The organism is Halomonas kalidii (assembly GCF_030010475.1).
GTDB lineage: Bacteria > Pseudomonadota > Gammaproteobacteria > Pseudomonadales > Halomonadaceae > Halomonas > Halomonas heilongjiangensis.
In genome coordinates, this window is the sequence record NZ_JASCQN010000056.1 from 1 (window position 1) to 19,005 (window position 19,005).

Here is a 19,005-nt window from a genome sequence, read left to right on the forward strand (position 1 = left end):
TCGTGTGGCTGTTCCAGATCGCGATCTTCTGGCAGGGCATCGACCGCATCAAGCACTTCCTCAACTGGGCCGGCCCGCTGGTCTACGTGGTGATGCTGGTGCTGATGATCATCGTCTGGGTCCAGGCCGGCAGCGAGCTGTTGCCCGCCATCGGCACCATCTTCAGCGGCGACGGCAGTCACTCCGGCAGTTCGATCGCGGCCTTCATGGCCATCGTCGGCACCATGGTCGCCTACTTCGCCGCGGTGGTGATCAACTTCGGCGACTTCACCCGCTTCGTGAAGACCGAGCGCCAGATGAAGCTCGGCAACCTGCTCGGCCTGCCGCTCAACGTGGCCTTCTTCTCGTTCATCGCCCTGATCATCACCGCCGGCACCCTGGTGCTGTTCGGCGACGCCCTGACCAACCCGGCGGACATCGTCGAGCGCGTCGACTCGCTGCCGCTGACCATCGTCGCCGCCCTGACCTTCTTCGCCGCCACCGTGGGCATCAACCTGGTCGCCAACTTCATCCCCCCCGCCTACGACCTCGCCAACCTGTTCCCGAGCCGGATCAGCTTCAAGGTCGGCGGGCTGATCACGGCGATCATCGCCTTCTTCGTCGGCGCGTTGTGGGTGTCGGTGATCAGCCAGATCGGCGTCCCCGGCTTCGTCAATGCTTTGGGCGCCGTGGTCGCCCCCTTCTACGGCATCATCGTGGTCGACTACTACCTGATCAAGCGCCAGCAGCTCAACATGCAGGAGCTGTTCTCTTCCGACCCCGCAGGCGCCTACTACTATGTCAAGGGCTGGAACAGCAAGGCCCTGGCGGCCTTCGGCATGGCGGCGCTGTTCTCCATCTCCACCGTCCTGATTCCCGCCCTCAGCGACCTGAATGGATACGGATGGCTGATCGGCGCCGGCCTCGGTGGCCTCTTCTACCACTTCCTCATGCGCAGCCATAAGGTAGCGATTGCCGCAACCCAGTCGTAGGACGACTCCTACGCTCCTGAAAACGCTACCCCCGAGCCGCTTGGCTCGGGGGTAGCGTGATGGTCGCCGTCCCTCGCTTCATCGCAGGCGGATTCACCCTGACTATCTTAAGTTGAAGAGAACATCACAACACTTCATCACAGGGAGCACTTCAGAATGGACAGCGAACTGGAAATCAAGAGCATCGACTCGACGCTCTACAACGCGGACCTGGCCCCGATACCACACAGCAAGCGCTCCTGGGGCTGGTTCGAGATCTTCAACGTGTGGTCCAACGACATCCAGAGCCTGTTCGGCTACACCCTGGCGGCGTCGCTGTTCCTGACCTACGGGCTGAATGGCTGGGCGGTGATGGCGGCGATCATCCTGGCCGGGGTGATCGTGATGTTCCTGGTCAACCTGACCGGCAAGCCCAGCGTCAAGTATGGCATCCCCTTCCCGGTGATGATCCGCGCCAGCATGGGGGTACGCGGCGCCAACCTGCCGGCCATGCTGCGGGCGATCATCGGCATCTTCTGGTACGGGGTACAGACCTACTTCGCCTCCACCGCGGTGGCGCTGCTGATCACCGCCCTGTTCGGCGCCGGCGACGGCACGACCTTCCTCGGCCTGTCGGGCGTGGCCTGGGTGTCGTTCGTGATCGTGTGGCTGTTCCAGATCGCGATCTTCTGGCAGGGCATCGACCGCATCAAGCACTTCCTCAACTGGGCCGGCCCGCTGGTCTACGTGGTGATGGTGGCCTTGATGATCGTGGTGTGGATCCAGGCCGGCAGCGAGCTGCTGCCCGCCATCGCCACCATCTTCAGTGCCGACAGCGAACGCTCGGGCAGTGGCGTCGTCGCCTTCCTGGCCATCGTCGGCACCATGGTCGCCTACTTCGCCGCGGTGGTGATCAACTTCGGCGACTTCACCCGCTTCGTGCGCAGCGAACGCGAAATGAAGCTCGGCAACCTGCTCGGCCTGCCGCTCAACGTGGCCTTCTTCTCGTTCATCGCCCTGATCATCACCGCCGGCACCCTGGTGCTGTTCGGTGATGCCCTGACCAACCCGGCGGACATCGTCGAGCGCGTCGATTCGCTGCCGCTGACCATCGTCGCCGCCCTGACCTTCTTCGCCGCCACCGTGGGCATCAACCTGGTCGCCAACTTCATCCCGCCGGCCTACGACCTCGCCAACCTGTTCCCGAGCAGGATCAGTTTCAAGATCGGCGGGCTGATCACGGCGATCATTGCCTTCTTCGTCGGCGCGCTGTGGGTCTCGGTGATCAGCCAGATCGGCGTGCCCGGTTTCGTCAATGCCCTGGGCGCCATCATCGCGCCCTTCTACGGCATCATCGTGGTCGACTATTACCTGGTGAAGCATCAGCGGCTGGATATCCAGCAGATGTTCTCCTCGGCCCCCGGCAGTGCCTATTACTACGTCAAGGGCTGGAACCAGAAGGCCCTGATGGCGTTCGGGCTGGCCGCGCTGTTCTCGATCTCCTCGGTGTGGGTTCCCGCCCTGGCAGCGCTCGGCGGCTATGCGTGGCTGATCGGCGCCGGGCTCGGTGGCCTGTTCTACTACGTCCTGATGCGCAACCAGGCGGTCGCGGCCGCCCCCACCCGGTCATGAGCGCGACCTGGTCCCTTGCCCCTCCCGGGCCAGCCTGGCCCGGGAGGGCCTACCGGCACCGCGCCCTCAGGCGCCGAAGATGCTGTGCAGGTCGGGCGCCTCCTGCTCCTCCTCGACGATCGAGAGCGAGGCCTCGATGGCCTTGAGGTGGCGGCTCATGAAGGCCTGGGCGCGTTCACCGTTGCCGGCTTCCAGATGGCCGATCAGGTCGTCGTGGTCGTGGGATTCGCAGCCCAGGTGGCCGGCATTGCCGTAGACGGCGAGGATCAGCGAGGAGCGCGAGCATAGCCGACCGACGAACTCGGCCAGGGTGGCGTTGCCCGAGAGCCGGGCCAGGCGCTCGTGGAAGGCGGCGGAGAGCTTGATCGCCGTGCTCTGCTGGCCGGACTTCAGCGCCTCGCGCTCGCGCCGTGCCATGTCACGCAACTCGCGCACGTCGGCCTCGGTGATGCGACGGGCGACCTCCGGCATCAGGCCGCACTCGATCATCTGCCGGGCATCGAAGACATCCTTGGCCTCGTCGGCCGTGGGCCGGGTGACGCTGGCGCCACGCCGCGGCGTCAGGGTGACCAGTTGCTCCAGGGCCAGGCGCTGGAGGATCTTGCGAATGCCGGTCCGGCTGACCCCGAACACCTCCGACAAGGCATCCTCGCGCAGACGCGCCCCCGGCTTGAGCCGGTGCTCGATGATGGCATCGCTGATCGAGCGGTAGATGGCATCATGGCGTTCGGCACCATCGCCATTCTTGCCCAGGCGAGTTCCGGCAGGCTTGCGCTCGGCCACGGTCTGGCGCTGGTTCATGAAGCTCTCTCCTTCGACCCCTGACTGCCCTCATTGTATACGCTAAGCGACCCGATCGACGACTGTCCCGAGCGCGACGACCCGCCGCCACGGCGGGTCGTCGCGGATCGCGTCGCCGGCAGGGATCAGTCGCTCCAGGCGGCGATGGCCTCGCGCTCCTCGTCGGTCATGCCGGTCATGTTGCCCAGCGGCATGTAGCCGCTGGCCACCACTTCCTGGATCTTGTCACGCTGCTGGGCGATCTGCTCATGGCTGTCGTAGGCGATGCCCGCCGGCGGGGCATTGAAGCCCGCCTGGCTGGGCTCGCTGGCATGGCAGGCCACGCAGCGGGTCTCGATGATCGGCTGGATCTCCTCCAGGGAGACCGCGGCGCTGGCTTGGGCGGCGCCGCCACCGCCGGTGGAGGCGCCGGGCATGGCCACCCAGAAAGCGACGGCGATCAGTGCGGTACCGGCCACCGGATAGGCAGGCTGGATCTTGCCCGAGTGCATCAGCACGAAGAACTGGCGAATCAGCGCGCCGCCGAAGATGAACAGCGACATGATCACCCAGGCGTACTCGTGGGAGTAGGCAAAGGAGTAGTGGTTGCTGATCATCAGCAGCACCACCGGCAGGGTGAAGTAGGTGTTGTGCACCGAGCGCTGCTTGCCGCGCTTGCCGTCCAGCGGATTGGGTGCCTCGCCGGCCTTCATGGCCTTCACCATGCGCCGCTGGCCGGGAATGATCCAGAAGAAGACGTTGGCCGACATGGCAGTGGCCATCACCGCACCGGTGAGCAGGAAGGCCGCGCGGCCGGAGAAGATCTGGGTGCTCAGGTAGGAGACCACCACCATCATCACCGCCACCGCGAGGCTCAGCACCCCGTCGCGGGTCATGTTGGGGCTGATGCGCTTGCACAGCTCGTTGTAGACCACCCAGCCGCCGAGCAGGAACAGCAGCGCCACCACGTTGGCCTGCCAGCCGTTCATGCCGGCGGCCCACTCCCAGCTGGCGTTGGGGTTGACCAGGTAGAAGCTCGGGTTGGCCATGTAGAGCAGGATGAACAGGGCGAAGCCCGACAGCCAGGTGGTGTAGGCCTTCCAGAACGACCAGTGCAGGTCCTCGGGGAGCTTGGCCGGCGCCGTGGCGTACTTCTGGTTGTGGTAGAAGCCGCCGCCGTGCACGGCCCACATCTCGCCGAAGACGCCCTTGTCGCGGTCTTCGGCGGCCTTGGGCGGGCGCAGGCCGTTGTCCAGCATCACGAAGTAGATCGACTCGCCGATCCAGGCGATGGCCGCGATGACGTGCAGCCAGCGCAGCATGAAGTTGGCGAAATCCAGCAGGTAGGCTTGCATGAGGGGAACCTCATTTTATTGCATTGTTGTTGATGACTGATGACCGGGCGTGGTGCGAAAAGTCGGCGAGTGGTAATCCTCAGCTGCCGCGATAGGTGGAGTAGCCATAGGGCGACAGCAGCAGCGGCACGTGGTAGTGCGCGTCGGCGTCGGCCACCCCGAAGCGCAGCGGGATGGCGTCCAGGAAGCGCGGTTCCGGCGCCTCGACACCCCGGGCGCGCAGGTAGTCGCCGGCGTGGAACACCAGCTCGTACTCGCCGACGGTAAAGGCCTCGCCCTCGAGGATCGGCGCATCGCAGCGGCCGTCGTCGTTGGTCACCTCCTCCTTGAGGCGGGTGCGGCCCTCGCCCTCGAGGCGATAGACCTCGATGCGAATGCCCTCGCCGGGGCGGCCCAGGGCGGTGTCGAGAACGTGGGTGGTCAGACGTCCCATCGTGGCTCTCCTTGTGTTGTCGTGAGTGTTGTCGTGAGCGTCGGGTGTGAATCGCGGGTTTCGCTTGTCGGTGGCGGGGCCGGAAGGCTACCCTCACCTCATGAAGACAGTTTTAGACATTATTGGAGTACATTTCAAAACATTTTTTGTATACATTTGGTCGAGAAGATCCGGGAACCACCCACAGGAGCATGACAATGACCGACAAGACCCTGACCCCGCGCCCCAGCCAGTTGGACAAGGCCGCCTTCGTGGCCGGCTACGGCGAGATCTACGAGCACTCGCCCTGGGTCGCCGAGCTGGCCTGGGAGAACGGCCTCGAGGCGCGCCACGACACCCCCGCCGCCCTGGCCGAGGCGATGGGCGAGGCGCTCTCCTCCGCCCCCGCCGAGCGCCAGCTGGAGGTGATCCGCGCCCACCCCGACCTGGCCGGCAAGGCCGCCATCGCCGGCGACCTGACCGACGACTCCACCCGCGAGCAGGCCGGCGCCGGCCTCGACCAGTGTTCGCCGGAGGAGCTCGCACGCTTCGAGCGACTCAACGAAGCGTACAAGGCGAAGTTCGGCTTCCCCTTCGTGATGGCGGTGAAGGGCAGCGACCGCTATGCCATCCTCGACGCCTTCGAGACCCGCCTGGAGAACGACCCCGCCGAGGAGCGCCGCACCGCGGTGGAGCAGATCAATCGCATCGCCCGCTTGCGCCTCGAGGCCCGTGCCGAGGAGGGCCGCTGAGCCCCACCCGACCTGACGTCCTTCCCTCGTGCGTCGCGGGGCGCCGGTGATGCTGTCGCCCCGCGGCGTTTATCCGGGGGCGCTCCCCTTCCCTCGGACGTCCAACGAAGGATGCGGCAGGATGGCCACGCGGGAACCCGCCCGGCGCTGGCCGGGCGGGTGTGGAGCGTAAGACGGGACGGAACTCAGCGCTGGATGCCGGTGGCGGCCTCGGCCTCACCGGCATCGACGCTCTCGCCGGCCGCCTCGGCGTCGGCGCGGGCGAGCTCCTCGCGCTCGCGCTGTTCATCGGCCAGGGAGCGCCGGGGCAGCACGATGTTGAGCACGAAGGCGGTGATCGCCGCCACCACGATGGGCGCACCGCCAATGATGTTGCGAACCATCTCCGGGAACTGCTCGATGGCCGCCGGCACCTCGGCGATGCCCAGCGCCAGGGCCAGCGAGAGGCCGACGATGGTCAGGTTGCGCGCCGAGAGCTCGTCCTTGATGAGCAGCTGGATGCCGGTCATGGTGATCATGCCGAACACCGTGATGGTGGCACCGCCCAGCACCGGGTAGGGAATGGTGGTCATGATGGCGCCGAACTTGGGGCTCAGGCCCGCCAGCAACATGAACAGGCCGGCGATGGCCAGCACGTAGCGGCTGATCACCTTGGTCATCGCCACGATGCCGACGTTCTGGCTGAAGGTAGAGGTCGGCAGCGCCGCAAACAGCGAACTCAGCGCGGTGGTCAGGCCGTTGCCCAGCAGGCCGCCGGTCAGCTCGCGGGTCTTAAGCTCGCGGTTCATGCCCGCCACGCTGGTGGCGGAAAGGTCGCCGATGGTCTGCACCGAGTTGATCACGCAGATCACCACCATGGAGACGATCGCCGCCGAGTGGAACTCCATCTGGAAGGGCATGAACTCGGGCACCGCCATCCAGCGCGCCTCGGCCACCGAGCTGAAGTCCACCATGCCCATCGGCAGCGCCACCACATAGCCGACCAGGATGCCGATGATGATCGCCGACAGCCTGACCACGCCACGGCCGAACTGGGAGGCCACCAGCACCGCCAGCAGGGTGATGATACCGACCATCCAGTTGGCCAGGTCGCCGAAGCCCTCGGCGTCGACGTTACCGCTGCCGGCCATGTAGCGGATGGCGATGTCGTAGAGCGAGAGGCCGATCACCAGCACCACGGTGCCCGCCACGATGGGCGGAAACAGGTGGCGGATGTACTGAATGAAGTAGCCGACCACCATCATGATGATGCCGCCGATCAGCTGGGCGCCGAGGATCCCCTCGATGCCGAACTGGCCACCCACCGCGATCAGGGTCGGCACGTAGGCGAACCCCACCCCGAAGATGGCCGGCAGTCGGGCGCCGAACTTCCACACGCCGTAGAGGTGGAACAGGGTGCAGATGCCCGAGGCGAGCACCGCCACCTGGATCAGCAGCAGCTTCTCCTGGGGGGTGGACCCCACCACCCCGGCGATGATGATCGGCGGGGTGATGACGCCGGCGATCATCGCCAGCACGTGCTGCAGCGAGATGGGCAGCGCCTTGTGGACAGGCGGTCGACCGTAGAAGTCGAACAGCGAGGTGTTGCGCGTCTTGATTGTCATGGGCTATCCGGGGCTGTTGTTGTCCGTCGTCAATGCATACCGCATGTCGACACCAATAACCATTAACAGGTCACTTTTTAGTCATAAAGTTGTATACATTTTCTTTTGCTCAGGGCCTAGAAGTGCCACTCGAGCTGGAAGGTGGGCGCATCGGTATCCACCCCGGGCTTGCCGTGGTTGCCGAACTTGTTGCGCCAGTACTCGTAGCCGACCCCGGCCCACAGCTGGTTCTCCTCGCCCCAGGCAAGCCTGCCCACGTCGAACATCAGCGAGGCGCGCATCAGCTGCTCGGGCTTGGTGGCATTGCCCTGATAGTCGTCGCCCTTCTCGCCGTTGTAGTTGTAGAAGCCTTGAAACTTCAGCGGCAGGGTGCCCGCCTCGAAGGGCAGCCCCCAGGCCAGGCTGATCTGGTAGTAGGGATCGAACTCGATCTCGTCGACGTTGCAGAAGCTCGCACCGCAGTGGTTCCACTCGTGAGCATAGAGCAGGCTCAGGTCGACAAAGCCCCTGGGCACGTCGAACTTGAGGGTCGGTCCGGCCAGCAGCATGCGCTTGCGCGGCGCGAATGCGGTGTTCTTGGTGTTGAGGTCGACGCCGCCACTCAGCGCCACCTCCTTGACCGGCCCGAAGGCCAGCGCCTCGCCGAACAGCTTCCCGGAGTGGAGCTGATGGCGGTAGGTGAGGTAGGCCTCGGTGGCGCCGGTATCGCCGCCGGCTTCGGTGGGGTCCGCGCTGTCCGACTGCAGGAGGTCCACATTGAGGAAGTTCTGCCCCAGCGCGTAGCCACTGGCGTGGGTGAACTGCAGAACGTGCTTCTCGACGTCCCGGGGGTTGCTCGGCTCGGTGAACTGGGTGCCATAGCGATAGCCGATGAAGGTGTCGCTCCAGGTGGCCGCCTGGGCGACGCCCGCCAGCGGCCCGCCGATCAGCAGGACGCCGGCCAACAGGCGCACGGGGGTGCGGTGTCGCATAAGAAATGTCTCCGCTTGTTGTGTTTATCTGTATACACACCATGCCTAACGCGAGAGACACAATAGACCAAAAAACCGTATACGGAAAATATTTCCACATTCACCCCGCCTTTCGTCGTGATGGCGGGAGCCGACTAGACTATCGAGGAAGAACCGGCCGCAAGGGAGGTCATCATGTTCCGCAATCGCCGCGAAGCCGCCGAGCGCCTGGCCGAGAGGCTGAGTCACCTGGCAGGGCAGAACCCGTTGGTGCTGGCCATTCCGCGGGGCGGCGCCCCCATGGGACGGGTCATCGCCGACGCCCTGGACGGCGAGCTGGATGTGGTGCTGGTACGCAAGGTCGGTGCCCCCGGCAACCCGGAATTCGCCATCGGGGCGGTCAGCGAAGACGGCAGCGTGTACCTGGAGGAGGAGGCCCGCTACTGCCCCGACGAGGTGCTCGCCGAGGAGATCGAGCGTCAGCGCGAGCTGATCGCCGAGCGGCGCCGCCGCTACACGCCGGTGCGCGCCCCCATCGACCCGAGGGGACGCACCGTGGTGGTGATCGACGACGGCAGCGCCACCGGCGCTACCATGGCCGCCGCCCTGACCACCCTCCGTCAGCGCGCCCCTGCCCGGTTGATCGCGGCGATCGGCGTGGCCCCGCCCGATACCGTGGAAAGGCTCGCCGCCCTGGCCGATGAGGTGGTCTGCCTCGAAGCACCGCCTCACTTCCGGGCCGTCGGCCAGTTCTTCGTTGACTTCGGCCAGGTGGAGGATGACGAGGTCATCGCCCTGCTCGGAGGAGACGAGGCGTGACGCCCCCCTCTCCACACAACGAGAACGGGCCGCCCCCCGAAGGGGGCGGCCCGTGGTATTATCCGGCCGCCTGGGCAGCCGATGGCGTTACTTGGCGGCGGCGGTGGCCGACTTCACGCTGTCCTCGACCAGCTTCTGGCCCTTCTGAAGATACTCCTGGCTCAGCGCCACGACCTTCTCGGCGTCACCCTTGAAGCGCTCGCCCAGGTCCTGAGCGGCCTTCTGCTGGCCTTCCACGACTTTCTTGAAGCTGTCGGGATCCTTGACGTCCAGCCAGCTGCGGGTCTGGGCCAGGCTCATGTCCGTGAGGGCGCGCGCGGCGTCGAACTGGGTGGAGATCAGCTTCTCGCTGTACTCCAGGGCCAGCGAGCCATAGGCACGCGCCGGCTCGACGAACACGCTCTGAAACTGCTCGGTAGCTTTCTCGGTGGTTGCTTTGCTCATGAGACACCTCCATCTGGGTGGCAAGCCAAGGCAGAACGCCTTGTGTTGCATTGCAACATAGCAGGGCTTCTTGTGCGTCGCAACACCCATTTCCACGGCTCTCCACGTCACCGCCAGCCCAGAGGCCGTGCGCCGCTCGGGCACACGCAGGGAAGACGGTGGCTCAGCGCTGCCCGAACAGGTACTGGCGGGCCTCCTCGTCCATCTCCACCCCATCGCCCGGGTTGATGTCCTCCACCAACGCATAGGCACGCCGCACCGCCGGGCGCGCCTCGATGGCACGCATCCAGCGCAGCACGTTGGGGTACTCCTCGATGTCCTGCCCCTGCTTGTCCCAGGATCTCACCCAGGGGTAGATGGCCATGTCGGCGATCGAGTAGTCGTCGCCGCCGACATGCTCGTGGTCGTCCAACCGTCGGTCGAGAACACCGTAGAGCCGTGAGGTCTCCCTCACATAGCGCTCGATGGCGTACTCGATCTTCTCGGACGCGTAGTTGAGAAAGTGATGATTCTGCCCGGCCATCGGGCCGAGATTGGCCATCTGCCAATAGAGCCACTGCACTACCACGTAGCGCTCGCGGCCGCTCTGCGGCAGGAAGCACCCGGTCTTGTCGGCCAGGTACTCGAGGATCGCACCGCTCTCGAACAGCGCCAGCGGCTGGCCACCATCGGCAGGCATGCGGTCGACGATGGCCGGAATCCGGTTGTTGGGCGCGATGGCGAGAAACTCGGCGGTGAACTGCTCCCCCCGACCGATGTTGATCGGGCGAACCTCATACTCCAGGCCCGCCTCCTCGAGAAAGATCGTGATCTTGTGGCCGTTGGGCGTCGTCCAGTAGTAGAGCTCGATCATCTTTCTCTCCTTGGCTGATCTTTCATGGCCCTGCGGACGGACGCCACCGGCTCAGCGGTAGGCGCCCTCGATATCGGTGACGCGCATGGCGCGGCGTCCCAGCCCGCCATGCTGGTCGAGCATGCGTTCGACCCAGGCGTAGACCGGGTCGGCGTTGGACACCAGGTCGGCGCTGGAGACGCAGCGGGCCCACATGAAACTCCCGAAGACCAGATAGTCGGCCGCGGCCGGGGCGTCGCCGTCGAGATAATCGGACTCCTGAAGGTGGCCGCGCAGCGGCTCCAGGGCGGCATCGAGCTGGGCGAGCCCCTTGGCAGGCGAGTGGAACTCCTCGAGGGCCCGACCGAAGCGCTTCTCACGGGTCTCGCGGAAGTAGTCGCGGTCACCGGGATGGATGGCGTTGAGCAGGTCCATGATGATCGTGCGCATCATCGCCGGGGCCAGCGAGCGCTCGGCGTAGTGCTTGAAGAAGCGCGCCCGGGCCTCGGCGACGCCCTCTCCCAGCAACGGCGCCTCGGGGTAGGCGCGATCGAGGTAGCGCAGGATGTCGTAGCTCTCGGTCACCACCTCGTCGCCATCGACGAGCACCGGCACCTTGTCGTGCCCGGCGAAGGCCAGCGCCTCCTTGTCGGTGAAGCGCCAGGGCCGCGTTTCCACGTCCAGCCCCTTGTGAGCCAGGGCGTACTTGACCCGCCAACAGTAGGGTGAGAAACGCAGGCCCTCATCGATACCGCGCAGGTCGTAGAGTATCCGTGCCATGCCGACTCCTCGTATCCGGTGAGATTCATGACTCGATAGTGCCAGGCTTTGCCGAGCCCCGCCAACCGGCACCTCTCTCCTGGTCATCTGGTGACACTGGCTTGTCCATTAGTCTAAGCGGGCGCCCCCTCCCCGGCCGGGAATCGTTCGCCCCTACGCGTCAAAACAACCGTATTTTCAATGAATTCCACCACCATCGCTGAAACGGAAAGTCTTTCACATATTGGTCATACCAATTTTCCAGATATGGTCATCCCGGCCGAAGTAGGCGTATCTTGCGACCGTCCGCCGCCCCGGCGGCAGACGAATGCCAAGCCTCGCGACTCGTTCGACAACAACCCGAGGAAAACCAGCCTCATGACTGATACCACCCTTGCACTACTCGCCTTCGTGCCCCTGGTACTGGCCGGAGTACTGCTGATCGGCTTCCGCGTGGCCGCCAGGACGGCCATGCCGGTCGTCTTCGTGGTCACGGCCCTGATCGGCCTCTTCGCCTGGGAGATGACCTTCAACCGGATACTCGCCTCGACCTTCCAGGGGTTGATCCTCACCGTCTCGATCCTGTGGATCATCTTCGGCGCCATCCTGCTGCTCAACACCCTGAAGCACTCGGGCGGCATCACCGCCATCCGCAAGGGCTTCTCGGGCATCAGCCCCGACCGCCGAGTACAGGCACTTATCGTCGCCTGGCTGTTCGGCTGCTTCATCGAGGGCGCCTCGGGCTTCGGCACCCCCGCCGCCGTGGCGGCGCCGCTGATGGTCGCACTCGGCTTCCCGGCCCTGGCCGCCGTGGTGGTGGGCATGATGATCCAGTCCACGCCGGTGTCGTTCGGTGCCGTGGGCACGCCCATCGTGGTGGGTGTCTCCGGCGGCCTGGATCGTGCCGGCATCACCGAGACCCTCGAGTCCGGCGGCTCCAGCTGGGAGGTCTTCTTCCGGCTGGTGACCAGCGAGGTCGCCATCACCCACGGCATCGTCGGCGTCCTGATGCCGCTGATCATGGTGGTGGTCATGGTGCGTTTCTTCGGCGCCAACCGCTCCTGGAAGGAAGGCCTCTCCATCACCCCCTTCGCCATCTTCACCGGCGTCTGTTTCGTGGTGCCCTACATGCTGGCTGGCGTGCTGCTGGGGCCGGAATTCCCGTCGATGATCGGTGCCATGGTCGGCCTGGCCATCGTCGTGCCCGCCGCGCAAAAGGGTTTCCTGATCCCCAGGGACACCTGGGACTTCCCGGACGCCAAGTCATGGCCGGACGAGTGGATCGGCAAGCTGGTGATCAAGACCGAGGACATCGTGGGCAAGAGCCCGATCACCACCCTGATGGGTTGGGTGCCCTATGTGCTGCTGGCGGTGTTCCTGGTTGCCTCGCGGACCATCGAGCCGCTCAAGAATGCGCTGACCTCGTTGAGCCTCGGCTGGACCAACATCCTCGGCGAGAGCGGCGTCTCCGGCAGCATCGAGCCGCTCTACCTGCCCGGCGGCATCATCCTGATGGTGGTGGCGGTCACCTACTTCCTGCACCGCATGAACGCCCGCGAGATGTCGGCGGCCATCCATGAGTCGACCAAGACCATCTTCGGTGCCGGCTTCGTGCTGATCTTCACCATCCCCATGGTGCGAATCCTGATCAACTCGGGCATCAATGCCGCCGACCTGGTCTCGATGCCGGTGGCCATGGCCCAGTTCGTCGCCGATGGGGTGGGCGGTGTCTATCCGTTCTTCGCCCCGGCGGTGGGCGCGCTGGGGGCCTTCATTGCCGGTTCGAACACCGTCTCGAACCTGATGCTGGCCGATTTCCAGTTCAACGTCGCCCAGCAGCTCGGCCTCTCCACCGCCATGATGGTCGCCCTGCAGGCCGTGGGCGCCGCGGCGGGCAACATGATCGCCATCCACAACGTGGTCGCGGCCTCCGCCACCGTGGGCCTGCTCGGCCGCGAGGGCATCACCATCCGCAAGACCATCCTGCCGACGCTCTACTACCTGATCGCCGCCGGGATCATCGGGCTGGTGGCCTTCTATGTGCTCGGCATCTCGGACCCGCTGCTGCGCGCCGGCTGAAACGCCACCGTGACCCGGCAACGACACCGCCCCCATGGCATGGCCATGGGGGCGGTGTCGTTTCGGCCCACGCGCCGGGCGGGCAGTCGCTACCGATCAGTCGATGCGCTTGAGCTTGCTGGCATGGCGCCGGCCGCGCTCCACGTAGCCCTCGGCATTCTTTCTCAGGCCCTCGATGGCCTCGTCGGAGAGCTCGCGCACCACCCTCGCCGGCGCCCCGACGATCAGCGAGTTGTCCGGGAAGCTAGCCCCCTCCTTGACCACCGCCCCGGCCGCGACCAGGCAGTTTCGCCCGATCACCGCGCCGTTGAGGATCACCGCCTGGATGCCGACCAGGCTGCCATCGCCGATGGTACAGCCATGCAGCATCGCCTGGTGCCCCACCGTCACGCCACGCCCGACCTTGAGCGGATAGCCGGGGTCGGCGTGCAGCACCGCACCATCCTGGATATTGCTGCGTTCACCGACCTCGAGATGGTCGGTATCGCCACGCAGCACCGCCTGATACCACACGCTCGCGTCGCCCCCGAGAGTGACCTGCCCGATCACATCGGCGGTCTCGGCCACGTAGACGCCTTCGCCGATGACCGGGACCTGCTCGCCGTATTGATAGATCGCCATGGGGTTCTCCTCGAGTTGGGTTGTATCACCGTTCAAGCGTGCCAGCCGCGGCGAGACGCCTTGCGCCGCCCTCACTCCCAGCCTTCCAGGCGCATGGCCGAGCGCTCGAGGCGCTCGTTCTCGGCCTCGATCTCCCGCAGGTTGTCGCCGATACTGGAGAGGTGCTCCAGCGCCACGCGCCGTGCCAGCTCCGGCTTGCCCTGCACCACGGCCCGGTGCAGCCGGGCATGCTGGCGGTTGATCATCTCCCGCGGCCCCGGGCGATGGTAGAGGTGCTTCACCGAGGCGAAGACCGAGCTCAGCAACAGGTCCGTGAGGCTCTGCAGGGTATGCACCAGCACCGGGTTGTGCGAGGCCTGGCAGATCGCCAGGTGGAAGGCATGGTCCAGGCGCGCCAACTGCTCCACGTCGATCGGATCGGCCGCTTCCGCATAGTCTGCCATCTCCCGGTAACGGCGGGTGATCAACACCCGGTCCGCCGGCGTTCCCCGGCTCGCGGCGAGCCGCGCCGACTCGCCCTCGAGCAACGCCCGCACCTCGAGCAGGTCGTACAGCGTCCGTGGATGACTCCTGAACAGGTGCATCAGCGGGCTCTGGTCCTGGGCGGGCAGCAAGTGCGCCACCGTCGAGCCATGGCCATGACGGGTCTCGATGATCCCCTTGCTGCGCAGGATCCTGAGCCCCTCGCGCAGGGAGGCACGCGACACCCCCAGCTTGTCGCAGAGGCGTCGTTCGGAGGGCAGCAGCTGCCCGGGGCGGAAGATGCCATCGAGGATCAGTTTCTCGAGCCTGGCCGCGACGCTCTCGGGGGTGCGCATGCCACCTCGCAGGTCGTCGGTCGGGAAGGCCATCGCATGCTCCCTGGATTGCCCGATCGCAGTGGTAAACCGGTGACTGGCCGTTTACGCTGCAAGGGCGTAGATTGGAAATACTTTCCATATAATAGACGAATTACTGGTCTGACCACCACACCATAGGCTGGACAGGCGTGCAACAAAACCACAGATTGTCGCCCGCGGTCACAGAATTACCGAGACGCTCATTACCGAGACGCACGGGGAGTCACCATGAATATCCTCCATGACGACAGGCTAGACGGCGAGCTGCCGCGCATCGACAAGGCCGCGGTGCTCGCCGAGCTCCAGCGGGCGGCTCCCGACCTGACCCTGCTGCACCGCGAGGAGGACCTGCGCCCCTTCGAGTGCGACGGTCTCTCCGCCTACCGCGTGCTGCCCATGCTGGTCGCCCTGCCCGAGACCCTCGGACAGGTCGAGACCCTGCTCAAGCACTGCCGGGCGCTGGGTGTGCCGGTGGTGACACGCGGCGCCGGCACCGGCCTCTCCGGCGGCGCCCTGCCGCTGGAGCAGGGCGTGCTGCTGGTGATGTCGCGCTTCGATCGCATCCTCGCCGTCGACCCCGATGCGCGCATCGCCCGGGTCCAGCCCGGGGTGCGCAACCTGGCCATCTCCGAGGCCGCCGCCCCCTACGGCCTCTACTACGCCCCCGATCCCTCGTCGCAGATCGCCTGCTCGATCGGCGGCAACGTGGCCGAGAACGCCGGCGGCGTGCACTGCCTGAAGTACGGCCTCACCGTCCACAACGTGATCCGGGTCGAGGTACTGACCATCGAGGGCGAGCGCATGACGCTCGGTTCCGAGGCGCTGGATGCCCCGGGCTTCGACCTGCTGGCGCTGTTCACCGGCTCCGAGGGCATGCTCGGCGTGGTTACCGAGATCACCGTCAAGCTGCTGCCCAAGCCGGAGACCGCCAAGGTGCTGATGGCGAGCTTCGACGATGTGGAGAAGGCCGGCCGCGCCGTCGGCGACATCATCGCCGCCGGCATCATCCCCGGCGGGCTCGAGATGATGGACAACCTGGCGATCCGCGCCGCCGAGGACTTCATCCGCGCCGGCTACCCGGTGGAGGCCGAGGCGATCCTGCTCTGCGAGCTCGACGGCGTCGAGGCCGACGTCGACGACGACTGCGAGACGGTGCGCCGGGTACTCGAGGCCGCCGGCGCCACCGGCATCCAGCAGGCCCGCGACGAGGCCGAACGGGCGAAGTTCTGGGCCGGGCGCAAGAACGCCTTCCCCGCCGTGGGCCGCATGTCACCGGACTACTACTGCATGGACGGCACCATTCCCCGCCGCGAGCTGCCCCGGGTGCTCAAGGGCATTGCCGAGCTCTCCGCGGAATACGGCCTGCGGGTGGCCAACGTCTTCCACGCCGGCGACGGCAACATGCACCCGCTGATCCTGTTCGACGCCAACCGCGAGGGCGAGCTCGAGCAGGCCGAGGCGCTCGGCGGCAGGATCCTCGAGCTGTGCGTCGAGGTCGGCGGCACCATCACCGGCGAGCACGGCGTAGGCCGCGAGAAGATCAACCAGATGTGCGCCCAGTTCCGCCCCGACGAGATCACCACCTTCCACGCGGTGAAGGCGGCCTTCGACCCCGAGCGGCTGCTCAACCCGGGCAAGAACATCCCGACGCTGGCCCGCTGCGCCGAGTTCGGCGCCATGCACGTGCACGCGGGCCAACTGCCGCACCCCGAGCTGCCGCGCTTCTGAGGAGCCGAAACGATCATGACCAATACTGCAACGCCTCCCAGAGATCATGACGCCAGCGAGGCGCTGGCCGAACGCATTTGCCGCGCCGACGCCGAGGGCACGCCCCTGCGCATCGTCGGCGGCGACACCAAGGCCTTCTATGGTCGAGCGGTGGAGGGACGAGAACTCTCCACCCGCGAGCATCGCGGTATCACCTACTACGATCCGGTGGAGCTGATCGTCTCGGTGCGCACCGGCACGCCGCTGGCCGAGCTCGAGGCCACGCTGGCCGAGAACGGCCAGATGCTGGGCTGCGAGCCACCCCACTTCGGCGATGGCGCCACCGTCGGCGGCATGGTTGCCACCGGGCTCTCCGGCCCGCGGCGCCCCTGGGCCGGCAGCGTGCGCGACTTCGTGCTCGGCGTCCGGGTGATCAACCACGAGGGCCGCGAGCAGCGCTTCGGCGGCCAGGTGATGAAGAACGTGGCCGGCTACGACCTGTCGCGGCTGATGGTCGGCGCCCTGGGCAGCCTGGGGCTGCTCACCGAGGTCACCATGAAGGTGTTGCCCCGTCCCGGCGCCACTCGCAGCCTGCACCTGGACATGCCGCTGTCCCTGGCCCTGGAGAAACTCGCCGAGTGGGGCCGTCAGCCGCTGCCGATCACCGCCGCCGCCTGGCTCGACGGCGCCCTGCACCTGCGCCTCGAGGGCGGGCCGAGCTCGGTGGCCGCCACCGCCGAGCGGCTGGGCGGCGACGAGCTCAGGGACGACTTCTGGACCGCGCTTCGCGAACAGCGGCTGGCGTTCTTCTCGAAGGAGGACCCGCGTCCCCTGTGGCGCCTGGCGCTGCCCCATCACACCCCGGTGATCGACCTGCCCGGCGTCGCCGGCGACGCCCTGCTCTACGACTGGGCCGGCACCCAGCGCTGGCTGAGAAGCGAGCTCGACGACAAGACGATTCGCGAGGCCTGCACCCGTGCCGGCGGTCATGCCACCTGCCATGGCCCTCACATCGGTACCGGGGGAACGGCCGAACCCTTTACCCCACTGGCGCCGGTGGTGGCCAAGTACCACCGCAACCTCAAGGCCGAGCTGGACCCGAAGGGAATCTTCAACCCGGGCCGACTCTACGCGGAGCTCTGACATGCAGACGCACTTCACCGAGGAAGCCCTCAAGCAGCCGCATATCCGCGAGGCCGACCGCGTGCTGCGCACCTGCGTGCACTGCGGCTTCTGCAACGCCACCTGCCCTACCTACCAGCTGCTCGGCGACGAGCGCGACGGCCCGCGCGGGCGCATCTACCTGATGAAGGAGCTGCTCGAGAGCCGCGACGACGACGACCGGATCACCGAGGAGACGCGGCTGCACCTGGATCGCTGCCTGACCTGCCGCAATTGCGAAACCACCTGCCCCTCGGGCGTGGAGTACCACAAGCTGCTCGACATCGGCCGCGCCGAGATCGAGCGCCGGGTGCCGCGCCAGGCCAGCGAGCGCGCCCTGCGCTACGGGCTGCGCAAGGCCCTGGTGGATCCGCAGCGCTTCCAGGCCCTGCTCAGGCTCGGCCTGATCTTCAGGCCGCTGGTGCCCGGCGCGCTCAAGGCCAAGATGCCGCCGGCGCCGGTGGATGCCGGCACGCGCCCCGATGGCAAGCGCCACACCCGCCAGATGCTGATCCTCGAGGGCTGCGTGCAGCCCGGGCTCTCGCCCAACACCAACGCCGCCACCGCCCGGGTGCTCGACCGGCTGGGCATCGGCCTGACCCCGGCCCCGGAAGCCGGCTGCTGCGGCGCCATCGACTACCACCTCAACGCCCAGGACGACGGCCGGGCCCGGGCGCGGGCCAATATCGACGCCTGGTGGCCGCATATCGAGAAAGCGGGTGAGGCCGGGGTGGAAGCCATCGTCCAGACCGCCAGCGGCTGCGGTGCCTTCGTCAAGGAGTACGGCGACATCCTCGCCGACGACCCGGCCTACGCCGAGAAGGCGGCGCGGGTGAGCGAACTGGCCCGCGACCTGTCGGAGATACTGCGCGACGAGGACCTCGCCCCCCTGACGCTCAAGAAGAGCAGGCGCCTGGGCTTCCACTGCCCCTGCACCCTGCAGCACGCCCAGCAGTTGGGCGGGGCCGTGGAGGGCGTGCTCACCCGGCTCGGCTTTTCGCTGACACCGGTCCAGGACGCCCACCTCTGCTGTGGCTCGGCGGGCACCTACTCCATCACCCAGCCGGAACTGGCGACCCAGCTGCGCGACAACAAGCTCGACAACCTGGAGGCCGGCAACCCCGAGGTGATCGTCACCGCCAATATCGGCTGCCAGACCCACCTGGCCGGTGCCGGAAGAACGCCAGTGAGGCACTGGATCGAAATTGTCGATGAGGCATTGACCCAGTAACGAGCTTCGGGCTGCGGGCCGCGAGCACCCCGAAGCCCGAAGCCCGAAGCCCGAAGCCCGAAGCCCGAAGCCCGAAGC

Annotated in this window: 18 protein-coding genes; 8 read left to right on the plus strand and 10 right to left on the minus strand. The window is 66.6% G+C overall.

The annotated features are described in order from the left end of the window. Together QLQ85_RS22540 and QLQ85_RS22545 are read left to right on the plus strand one after the other, a co-directional pair. The coding region (locus QLQ85_RS22540) for a cytosine permease (protein WP_282741047.1) at positions 1 to 971 on the plus strand (971 nt) is incomplete at its 5' end. Positions 972 to 1,127: 156 nt separating this feature from the next. Beyond that, positions 1,128 to 2,582 carry an NCS1 family nucleobase:cation symporter-1 gene (locus QLQ85_RS22545; RefSeq protein ID WP_282741048.1) on the plus strand — a complete coding sequence of 485 codons (1,455 nt, stop codon included), beginning with the start codon at positions 1,128 to 1,130 and terminating at the stop codon, positions 2,580 to 2,582. A gap of 66 nt (positions 2,583 to 2,648) precedes the next feature. Here the strand turns inward: QLQ85_RS22545 and QLQ85_RS22550 are convergent, their stop codons facing one another. The 3 genes from QLQ85_RS22550 to uraH all read right to left on the minus strand — a co-directional run bounded on the left by QLQ85_RS22550 (position 2,649) and on the right by uraH (position 5,150). Beyond that, positions 2,649 to 3,383, minus strand: coding sequence for a GntR family transcriptional regulator (locus QLQ85_RS22550; RefSeq protein ID WP_282720772.1), 735 nt, complete (start codon positions 3,381 to 3,383; stop codon positions 2,649 to 2,651). Positions 3,384 to 3,508: 125 nt separating this feature from the next. After that, positions 3,509 to 4,717, minus strand: coding sequence for a urate hydroxylase PuuD (locus QLQ85_RS22555; protein ID WP_282741049.1), 1,209 nt, complete (start codon positions 4,715 to 4,717; stop codon positions 3,509 to 3,511). 79 nt (positions 4,718 to 4,796) lie between these two features. Continuing rightward, entirely contained in the window at positions 4,797 to 5,150 is a 354-nt protein-coding gene (gene uraH, locus QLQ85_RS22560) for a hydroxyisourate hydrolase (RefSeq protein ID WP_282741050.1), read from the minus strand. 197 nt (positions 5,151 to 5,347) lie between these two features. Here uraH and uraD point away from each other — a divergent pair, with 197 nt between their 5' ends. Further along, the gene (gene uraD, locus QLQ85_RS22565; protein ID WP_282741051.1) at positions 5,348 to 5,881 is read left to right on the plus strand and encodes a 2-oxo-4-hydroxy-4-carboxy-5-ureidoimidazoline decarboxylase; all 534 of its coding nucleotides are present in this window, start codon (positions 5,348 to 5,350) and stop codon (positions 5,879 to 5,881) included. Positions 5,882 to 6,066: 185 nt separating this feature from the next. Here the strand turns inward: uraD and QLQ85_RS22570 are convergent, their stop codons facing one another. Together QLQ85_RS22570 and QLQ85_RS22575 are read right to left on the minus strand one after the other, a co-directional pair. Next, positions 6,067 to 7,485 carry a uracil-xanthine permease family protein gene (locus QLQ85_RS22570; RefSeq protein ID WP_282741052.1) on the minus strand — a complete coding sequence of 473 codons (1,419 nt, stop codon included), beginning with the start codon at positions 7,483 to 7,485 and terminating at the stop codon, positions 6,067 to 6,069. Positions 7,486 to 7,601: 116 nt separating this feature from the next. Continuing rightward, positions 7,602 to 8,456 (minus strand): hypothetical protein, encoded by an 855-nt coding sequence (locus QLQ85_RS22575; protein WP_282741053.1) that lies wholly within the window; start codon positions 8,454 to 8,456, stop codon positions 7,602 to 7,604. Between the two features lie 174 nt (positions 8,457 to 8,630). On the opposite strand from QLQ85_RS22575, the gene QLQ85_RS22580 reads away from it, so the two are divergent. After that, the gene (locus QLQ85_RS22580) at positions 8,631 to 9,254 is read left to right on the plus strand and encodes a phosphoribosyltransferase (RefSeq protein ID WP_282741055.1); all 624 of its coding nucleotides are present in this window, start codon (positions 8,631 to 8,633) and stop codon (positions 9,252 to 9,254) included. A gap of 87 nt (positions 9,255 to 9,341) precedes the next feature. Here QLQ85_RS22580 and QLQ85_RS22585 read toward each other — a convergent pair whose 3' ends face one another. From QLQ85_RS22585 to QLQ85_RS22595, 3 genes are all read right to left on the minus strand, one after another. Next, entirely contained in the window at positions 9,342 to 9,698 is a 357-nt protein-coding gene (locus QLQ85_RS22585) for a phasin family protein (RefSeq protein WP_282741056.1), read from the minus strand. Between the two features lie 163 nt (positions 9,699 to 9,861). After that, complete coding sequence (locus tag QLQ85_RS22590) at positions 9,862 to 10,551, minus strand: glutathione S-transferase C-terminal domain-containing protein (RefSeq protein WP_282720763.1); 690 nt, start codon at positions 10,549 to 10,551, stop codon at positions 9,862 to 9,864. Between the two features lie 51 nt (positions 10,552 to 10,602). Next, positions 10,603 to 11,310: a glutathione S-transferase N-terminal domain-containing protein gene (locus tag QLQ85_RS22595; RefSeq protein ID WP_282741057.1), complete on the minus strand. Its 708-nt coding sequence runs from the start codon at positions 11,308 to 11,310 to the stop codon at positions 10,603 to 10,605. Between the two features lie 357 nt (positions 11,311 to 11,667). Between QLQ85_RS22595 and QLQ85_RS22600 the strand changes: the two genes are divergently transcribed. After that, entirely contained in the window at positions 11,668 to 13,368 is a 1,701-nt protein-coding gene (locus QLQ85_RS22600) for an L-lactate permease (RefSeq protein WP_282741058.1), read from the plus strand. A 96-nt stretch (positions 13,369 to 13,464) separates the two neighbouring features. On the opposite strand, the gene QLQ85_RS22605 is transcribed toward QLQ85_RS22600, so the two are convergent. Next, positions 13,465 to 13,989, minus strand: a complete 525-nt coding sequence (locus QLQ85_RS22605) for a gamma carbonic anhydrase family protein (RefSeq protein ID WP_282741059.1) — start codon at positions 13,987 to 13,989, stop codon at positions 13,465 to 13,467. Between the two features lie 71 nt (positions 13,990 to 14,060). Next, the gene (gene glcC / locus QLQ85_RS22610) at positions 14,061 to 14,840 is read right to left on the minus strand and encodes a transcriptional regulator GlcC (protein ID WP_282741060.1); all 780 of its coding nucleotides are present in this window, start codon (positions 14,838 to 14,840) and stop codon (positions 14,061 to 14,063) included. Between the two features lie 216 nt (positions 14,841 to 15,056). On the opposite strand from glcC, the gene glcD reads away from it, so the two are divergent. From glcD to glcF, 3 genes are read left to right on the plus strand one after another with little or no spacing between them, the layout of a single operon-like run. Then, positions 15,057 to 16,556 carry a glycolate oxidase subunit GlcD gene (gene glcD, locus QLQ85_RS22615; protein WP_282741061.1) on the plus strand — a complete coding sequence of 500 codons (1,500 nt, stop codon included), beginning with the start codon at positions 15,057 to 15,059 and terminating at the stop codon, positions 16,554 to 16,556. 15 nt (positions 16,557 to 16,571) lie between these two features. Beyond that, a complete protein-coding gene (glcE, locus tag QLQ85_RS22620; protein WP_282741062.1) occupies positions 16,572 to 17,678 on the plus strand; it encodes a glycolate oxidase subunit GlcE in 1,107 nt (368 codons plus the stop codon). A gap of 1 nt (position 17,679) precedes the next feature. Then, positions 17,680 to 18,927, plus strand: coding sequence for a glycolate oxidase subunit GlcF (gene glcF, locus QLQ85_RS22625; RefSeq protein ID WP_282741063.1), 1,248 nt, complete (start codon positions 17,680 to 17,682; stop codon positions 18,925 to 18,927). Positions 18,928 to 19,005 lie beyond the last annotated feature (78 nt).

Coding starts and splice junctions, on each gene's coding strand:
- QLQ85_RS22545 (WP_282741048.1), top strand. CDS start 1,128: ATGGACAGCGAACTGGAAATCAAGAGCATCGACTCGACGCTCTACAAC.
- QLQ85_RS22550 (WP_282720772.1), bottom strand. CDS start 3,383: ATGAACCAGCGCCAGACCGTGGCCGAGCGCAAGCCTGCCGGAACTCGC.
- QLQ85_RS22555 (WP_282741049.1), bottom strand. CDS start 4,717: ATGCAAGCCTACCTGCTGGATTTCGCCAACTTCATGCTGCGCTGGCTG.
- uraH (WP_282741050.1), bottom strand. CDS start 5,150: ATGGGACGTCTGACCACCCACGTTCTCGACACCGCCCTGGGCCGCCCC.
- uraD (WP_282741051.1), top strand. CDS start 5,348: ATGACCGACAAGACCCTGACCCCGCGCCCCAGCCAGTTGGACAAGGCC.
- QLQ85_RS22570 (WP_282741052.1), bottom strand. CDS start 7,485: ATGACAATCAAGACGCGCAACACCTCGCTGTTCGACTTCTACGGTCGA.
- QLQ85_RS22575 (WP_282741053.1), bottom strand. CDS start 8,456: ATGCGACACCGCACCCCCGTGCGCCTGTTGGCCGGCGTCCTGCTGATC.
- QLQ85_RS22580 (WP_282741055.1), top strand. CDS start 8,631: ATGTTCCGCAATCGCCGCGAAGCCGCCGAGCGCCTGGCCGAGAGGCTG.
- QLQ85_RS22585 (WP_282741056.1), bottom strand. CDS start 9,698: ATGAGCAAAGCAACCACCGAGAAAGCTACCGAGCAGTTTCAGAGCGTG.
- QLQ85_RS22590 (WP_282720763.1), bottom strand. CDS start 10,551: ATGATCGAGCTCTACTACTGGACGACGCCCAACGGCCACAAGATCACG.
- QLQ85_RS22595 (WP_282741057.1), bottom strand. CDS start 11,310: ATGGCACGGATACTCTACGACCTGCGCGGTATCGATGAGGGCCTGCGT.
- QLQ85_RS22600 (WP_282741058.1), top strand. CDS start 11,668: ATGACTGATACCACCCTTGCACTACTCGCCTTCGTGCCCCTGGTACTG.
- QLQ85_RS22605 (WP_282741059.1), bottom strand. CDS start 13,989: ATGGCGATCTATCAATACGGCGAGCAGGTCCCGGTCATCGGCGAAGGC.
- glcC (WP_282741060.1), bottom strand. CDS start 14,840: ATGGCCTTCCCGACCGACGACCTGCGAGGTGGCATGCGCACCCCCGAG.
- glcD (WP_282741061.1), top strand. CDS start 15,057: ATGAATATCCTCCATGACGACAGGCTAGACGGCGAGCTGCCGCGCATC.
- glcE (WP_282741062.1), top strand. CDS start 16,572: ATGACCAATACTGCAACGCCTCCCAGAGATCATGACGCCAGCGAGGCG.
- glcF (WP_282741063.1), top strand. CDS start 17,680: ATGCAGACGCACTTCACCGAGGAAGCCCTCAAGCAGCCGCATATCCGC.